The sequence below is a fragment of the Rhizobacter sp. P2_H2 genome, from assembly GCF_056403375.1.
Genome location: NZ_JBFUFP010000280.1, coordinates 1 through 5684, shown reverse-complemented (window position 1 = coordinate 5684; position 5684 = coordinate 1). Strand labels below are relative to the sequence as shown.

Here is a 5684-nt window from a genome sequence, read left to right as displayed (position 1 = left end):
TCGATCGCGAAGTCGATCATCATGATCGCGTTCTTCTTGACGATGCCGATCAGCAGCAGGATGCCGATCATCGCGATGAAGCTCAGCTCCAGCCCGCACAGGCGGATCGCCAGCAGCGCCCCCAGCCCCGCCGACGGCAGGCCGAGCAGGATCGTCAGCGGGTGGATCCAGCTTTCGTACAGCATGCCGAGCACCACGTAGATGGTGGCCACCGCGATCAGGATCAGCCACAGCTGCGAGCCCTGCGACTGCTCGAACAGCGCCGCCTGCCCGGCGAAATTGCCGACCACGGTGTCGGGCATGCCGATCTGCGTGCGCGCGGCGTCGATGGCCGCGCGCGCCTCCGACAGCGAGCGGCCGGGCGCCATGTCGAACGACAGCGTCACCGCCGGCAACTGCATCTGGTGGCTGACCGACAGCGCGCCGTTCGCGCGGTCGACGCGCGCAAACGCAGCCAGCGGGATCAGTGTCGCCCCGGCACCGCGCACCTGCAGCGACAGGATGTCGGCCTCGGTGCGGCGCTGCCGGTCGGCGATCTCCATGATCACCGGGTAGCTGTCCTCGGCGGCATAGACGGTCGACACCTGGCGGCTGCCGTACGCAGCGTTCAGCGTGTTGCGCAGCGACGCCATGTCAACGCCGAGCAGCGCGGCCTTGTCGCGGTCGACACCGAGCCGCGCGAGCATGCCGTTCTTCTGGTCGTCGCTGGCCACGCCGACCAGCACGGCGGAGCGGCCCATCTCGGCGGCCAGGTACTCGGCCCAGCGGCCGAGGTCGGCCGGCCCGACCGCCTGCAGCGTGTACTGGTAGGTGCTCTTCGCGCTGCGCCCGCCGACGCGCAGGTTCTGCACCGGGCTGAACAGCACCTGCACGCCGGGCAGGTACGCGGTGTCGGCGCGCAGGCGCCGGATCACCCCGGCCATCGGCCCGCGCTCGGTCTTGTCCTTCAGCTCGATCACCAGCGCCGTGGTGTCGTGGTCGACCTTGGCGGCCACCGTGGCCACCGCCGGGTCGGCCATCACCGTCGCCTGGATGCGCCGCAGCACGGCCAGCCGACCTTCGTACGACATGTCCTCGGCGGTGTCGATGTTGGCCGAGAGCTGGCCGATGTCCTCCTGCGGGAAGAAGCCTTTCGCGGCACTCTGGTAGAGCCACACCGTCAGCCCGATCGTCAACACGCCGCCGGCCAGCACCAGGGCCCGGTGACGCAGCGCCCAGGCCAGGCTGCGCAGGTAGGCAGCGAGCATCGCGTCGAACCCGCGGTCGAACAGGCGGGCCGCGCGGCCCGGCGCGGTGGGCGTGTGCGGTGGGGGCGGTGCATGCGGCCCGACCAGCCGCGGCACCAGCATCGGGATCAGCGTCAGCGCGACCGCGACCGACACCAGCACCGACACGCTCAGCACCACCGCGAACTCGTGGAACAGCCGCCCCACCGTGCCCGGCATGAAGAAGATCGGAATGAACACCGCCACCAGCGAGACCGAGATCGACATCACCGTGAAGCCGACCTCGGTGGCGCCGCGCAGCGCCGCCTGCGCCGGCGCCATGCCGTCGTCGATGTGGCGGCTGATGCTCTCCAGCACCACGATGGCATCGTCGACCACCAGCCCGACGGCGATGGTCAGCCCCATCAGCGAGATGTTGTCCAGGCTCAGGCCCAGCGCCAGCATCGCGCCGAAGGTGGCGAACAGCGAGACCGGGATCGTGATGGCCGGGATCGCCACCGCGCCGAGCCGGCGCAGGAACGCCAGCATCACCAGCACCACCAGCGCGATGGTGACGACCAGCGTGACGTTGACGTCGTGCAGCGCCTGGCGGATGGAGGTGGAGCGGTCGCTCAAGGCCTGCAGCGTGACGCTGGTCGGCAGGCGCGACTGCAGGCGCGGCAACGCGGCGCGGATCGCGTCGACGGTCTCCACCGTGTTGGCGTCGGGCTGGCGCCGCACGTTCAGCAGGATCGATGCGCGGCCGTTGACCTCGCTGGTGTTCTGCACGTTCTCGATGCTGTCCAGCACCTCGGCCACGTCCGACAAACGCAGCGCCCTGCCCTGGCGGTTGGCGATCACCACGCGCGCGAAATCGGCCGCGTTCATCAGGCCGCCGTCGATCTGCAGCGTCATCATCTGGCGCGGGCTGTCGAGCTGGCCGATCGGCGCATTGGAGTTGGCCGCGCGCAAGGCATTCGCGAGCTCGGCCAGCGTCAGGTCGACGGCCGCCAGGCGCTGAGGGTCGACCTCGACGCGCACCGCGTAGCGCTTCTGGCCGCTCACCTGCACCTGCGCGACGCCCTTGATCGAGGCCAGCGTCGGCACGACCAGGTTGTCGCTGAAGGCGTTCAGCGTGCTCAGCGGCATCGCGCTCGAGCTGAGCGCGACCAGGATCACGGGCGCATCGGCCGGGTTGACCTTGACGTACGACGGCGGCGTCGGCAGCTCGGGCGGCAGCGAGCGCGCGGCGCGGAACAGCGCGGCCTGCACGTCGGCGGCAGCCGCGTCGATGTCGCGCGACGGATCGAACTCGAGCGTTATCTTGGTCTCGCCCTGGATGCTGGTCGAGCTGCTGGCGAGCAGGCCGGGGATCGCGGAGAACTGCTTCTCGAGCGGCGTGGCCACCGAGCTCGCGATGTTCTCGGGGCTCGAACCGGGCAGGTTGGCGCTGACCTGGATGGTCGGCGTGTCGTGCCGCGGCAGCGCCGAGATCGGCAGCTGCAGCCAGCTCGCCGCGCCGGCCACCACGACGGCGATCCAGAACAGCATCGTCGCGATCGGGCGCTGCAGGCAGAAGGCCGCGACGTTCATGACGGCAACCCCGGTGCCGACACGGTGCCCACCTGCGCCTGCACGCCTTCGCGCAGGTTGCGGGCGCCTTCGACGACGATGCGGTCGCCGTCGGCCAGCCCGCGCACCACCGCGCGATCGTCCTGCACGCGCAACAGCGACACCGGCCTCAGCGCCACGCGGTCCGCGGCGTCGAGCAGGTAGACGAAGGCGCCGGACGGCCCGTTCTGCACGGCCTGCGGCGGCAGCAGCGCCACGCCCTGGTCGGTGCCTGCGTCCATCTCCAGCCTCGCGAAGCCGCCGGGCCACAAGCTGCGCTGCGCATTCGGGAACGAGGCCTTCAGGTCGACGGTGCCGGTGGCGGTGTCGGCCAGGTTGTTGACGAAGACCAGCGTGCCGGCCACGTGCGTGCCGTTGCCGAGGTCCAGCTGCGGCGCGACCGCGCGCACGTCCTTCAGCGATTGCGTGGCCTGCAGGATGCGCCGCAGGTCGGCCTCGGGCACCGTGAAGGCCACGCCGATCGGATCGAACTGCAGCAGCGTGACCAGCGGGCTCGCGGACGCGGTCTGCGCGAGGCTGCCCGGGTGCACCGACAACTGACCGCTGCGCGCGCTGATCGGCGCGGTGATGCGGGTGCGCTCCACGGCCACGCGCGCGCTCGCGACGTCGGCCAGCCCCGCGCGGTGCTGCGCTTCGAGCGCGGCCAGCTTGCCGGCGGCGGCCTCGACCGCGCTCGGCGAAATGAAGTTGTCCTGCGCGAGCTGCCGGGCGCGTGCCAGCTCACGCTGCGCATCGCCGAGCTGCGCGGTGAGTTGCGCCACCTGCGCGTTGGCGCGGTCGAGCTGCACGCCGGCATCRCTCGCATCCAGCGTGAACAGCAGCTGGCCGGCGGTCACGTCGTCGCCCTCGCGGAAGTGCACCGCTCGCACRCTGCCATTGACCTGCGGCCGCACGTCGACCTGGTTGAGGGCGACCAGGTGGCCCTGCACGGCCAGGCGCACCGGCACATCGACCAGGCGGGCGCGCAGCACCGTCACCAGCGGCGGCTTCGAGGACACAGGCTTCGTGGCGGCGCTCGACGCGACCTGCGTGGACATCCACAACGCGAAGGCGGCGCCGCTCAGCAGCGCGAGCGACGCCAGCGTCGCGATCCAATGGGTTCGACTCATGGGTTCACTGTGCCGGCTGCGCACTTAATGGCGACTTAGCGCATGCCGCATTCCGTGCGATCCCCCACGACCCGGGGGACTGGCCGCTGCGTCTTAAGGATCGACTAACCCTCGCCTTTGCACAGTGCAGGCATGCCGAACATCAGACTCCTTGCTGCGCTGATCGCCTGCGGCGCACTGTGCCCGTTGGCCGTGCGTGCCGACGACGACCCCGTGGCGCCCGCCGCCGCCGAGCTGCCCTCCGACGAAAGCCTGGAGCAATCCGGCGCAGTCATCGGCGAGATCCGCATCGACAACCTCGACATCTTCGATACCCGGCTCGACGAAGAAGACAACGCCGTGTTCCGCCTCGCGAACTGGCTGCACATCCAGACGCGGCGCGAGACCATCGAGCAGCAGCTGCTGTTCAAGCCCGGCGAACGCTACAGCGCGCGGCTGCTGCGCGAATCGGAGCGCACGCTGCGCGCCAACGGCTACCTGCGCGATGCGGCGATCCGCGTCGAGGCAGTTCACGACGGCGTGGTCGACATCGTGGTGGCCACGCAGGACGTGTGGACGCTGAAGCCCGGCGTGTCGTTCGGCCGCAAGGGCGGGCGCAACAGCAGCAGCGTCGGCATCCAGGAGACCAACCTGCTGGGCCGCGGCAAGCAGCTCGGGCTGGACATCCACTCCGGCGTCGACCGCAGGTCGAAAGCGCTGACCTACCAGGACAATCAGTTGCTCGGCAGCCGCTGGACGCTGACGGGCGAGTACGACGACAACAGCGACGGGCGCGCGCAGAAGCTGGCGCTGGAGAAGCCGTTCTATGCGCTCGACACACGGAGCGCCGGCGGACTGTCGCTCAGCAACGAGCGCCGCATCGACTCGGTGTACTCGCAAGGCCAGGTCGTCAACCAGTACGACGTGGCCGCCCGGCACGCAACGGCCTACACCGGCTGGTCCGACGGCCTGCACGACGGTGCTGTGCTGCGCTGGACCGCCGGCCTCACCTTCGACGAGCAGCGCTACACCGCGCTGGCTGCACAAGGCAGCGCCAGTGTCGCGCCGGACGGGCGGCGCCTGCTGTATCCGTGGATCGGCTTCGGCTGGATCGAGGACCAGTTCATCGCCACGCACAACCAGGACCAGATCGGCAAGACCGAGGACATCGCGCTGGGCTGGAACGTGCGCGGCCGGCTCGGCGCGGCCTCCAGCCGGTTGGGCTCCGACCGCACGGCCGGCGTGTTCGATGCCGGCTTCTCGAAAGGCTGGATGCCGAGTCCGTCGCAGACGTGGCTGCTGGCCGGCACGGCCGAAGGCCGCGTCGAGCGCGAAGGACTCAGCGGCAGCCTGTTCAAGCTGTCGGGCCGCTGGTACCTGCGGCAGTCGACGCAGCGCTCGCTGTTTGCCGGCGTCAGCATCGACCGCGGCGTGCGGCTCGACCCCGACCAGCAGATCACGCTCGGCGGCGACACCGGGCTGCGCGGTTACCCGCTGCGCTACCAGAGCGGCAGCGGCCGCTGGCTGGCCACCATCGAGCAGCGGGCCTATTCCGACTGGTTCCCGTTCCGGCTGTTCCACGTCGGCGGCGCAGTGTTCTACGACATGGGCCGAACCTGGGACGGCGTGCGGCCGGGCGACTCGGCCCAGGGGCTGCTGCGCGACGCCGGCGTCGGGCTGCGCTTGGGCAACAGCCGCTCGGGCCTGGGCACCGTGGTGCACGTGGACGCAGCCTTCCTGCACGTCGACGCGGCCTTCC

General features: G+C 70.6%; 3 protein-coding genes. 1 reads left to right on the top strand and 2 read right to left on the bottom strand.

The window, feature by feature from the left end; all coding sequences use genetic code 11:
* Both AC1D15_RS15795 and AC1D15_RS15790 read right to left on the bottom strand, forming a co-directional pair.
* On the bottom strand, positions 1 to 2798 hold a 2798-nt coding region (locus tag AC1D15_RS15795; protein WP_477826712.1), incomplete at its 3' end, for an efflux RND transporter permease subunit.
* Positions 2795 to 3946 carry an efflux RND transporter periplasmic adaptor subunit gene (locus AC1D15_RS15790; RefSeq protein ID WP_477826711.1) on the bottom strand — a complete coding sequence of 384 codons (1152 nt, stop codon included), beginning with the start codon at positions 3944 to 3946 and terminating at the stop codon, positions 2795 to 2797. The genes AC1D15_RS15790 and AC1D15_RS15795, both read right to left, overlap by 4 nt.
* A gap of 132 nt (positions 3947 to 4078) precedes the next feature.
* Between AC1D15_RS15790 and AC1D15_RS15785 the strand changes: the two genes are divergently transcribed.
* Positions 4079 to 5684: BamA/TamA family outer membrane protein (locus AC1D15_RS15785; protein WP_477826710.1), on the top strand; the 1606-nt coding region annotated here is incomplete at its 3' end.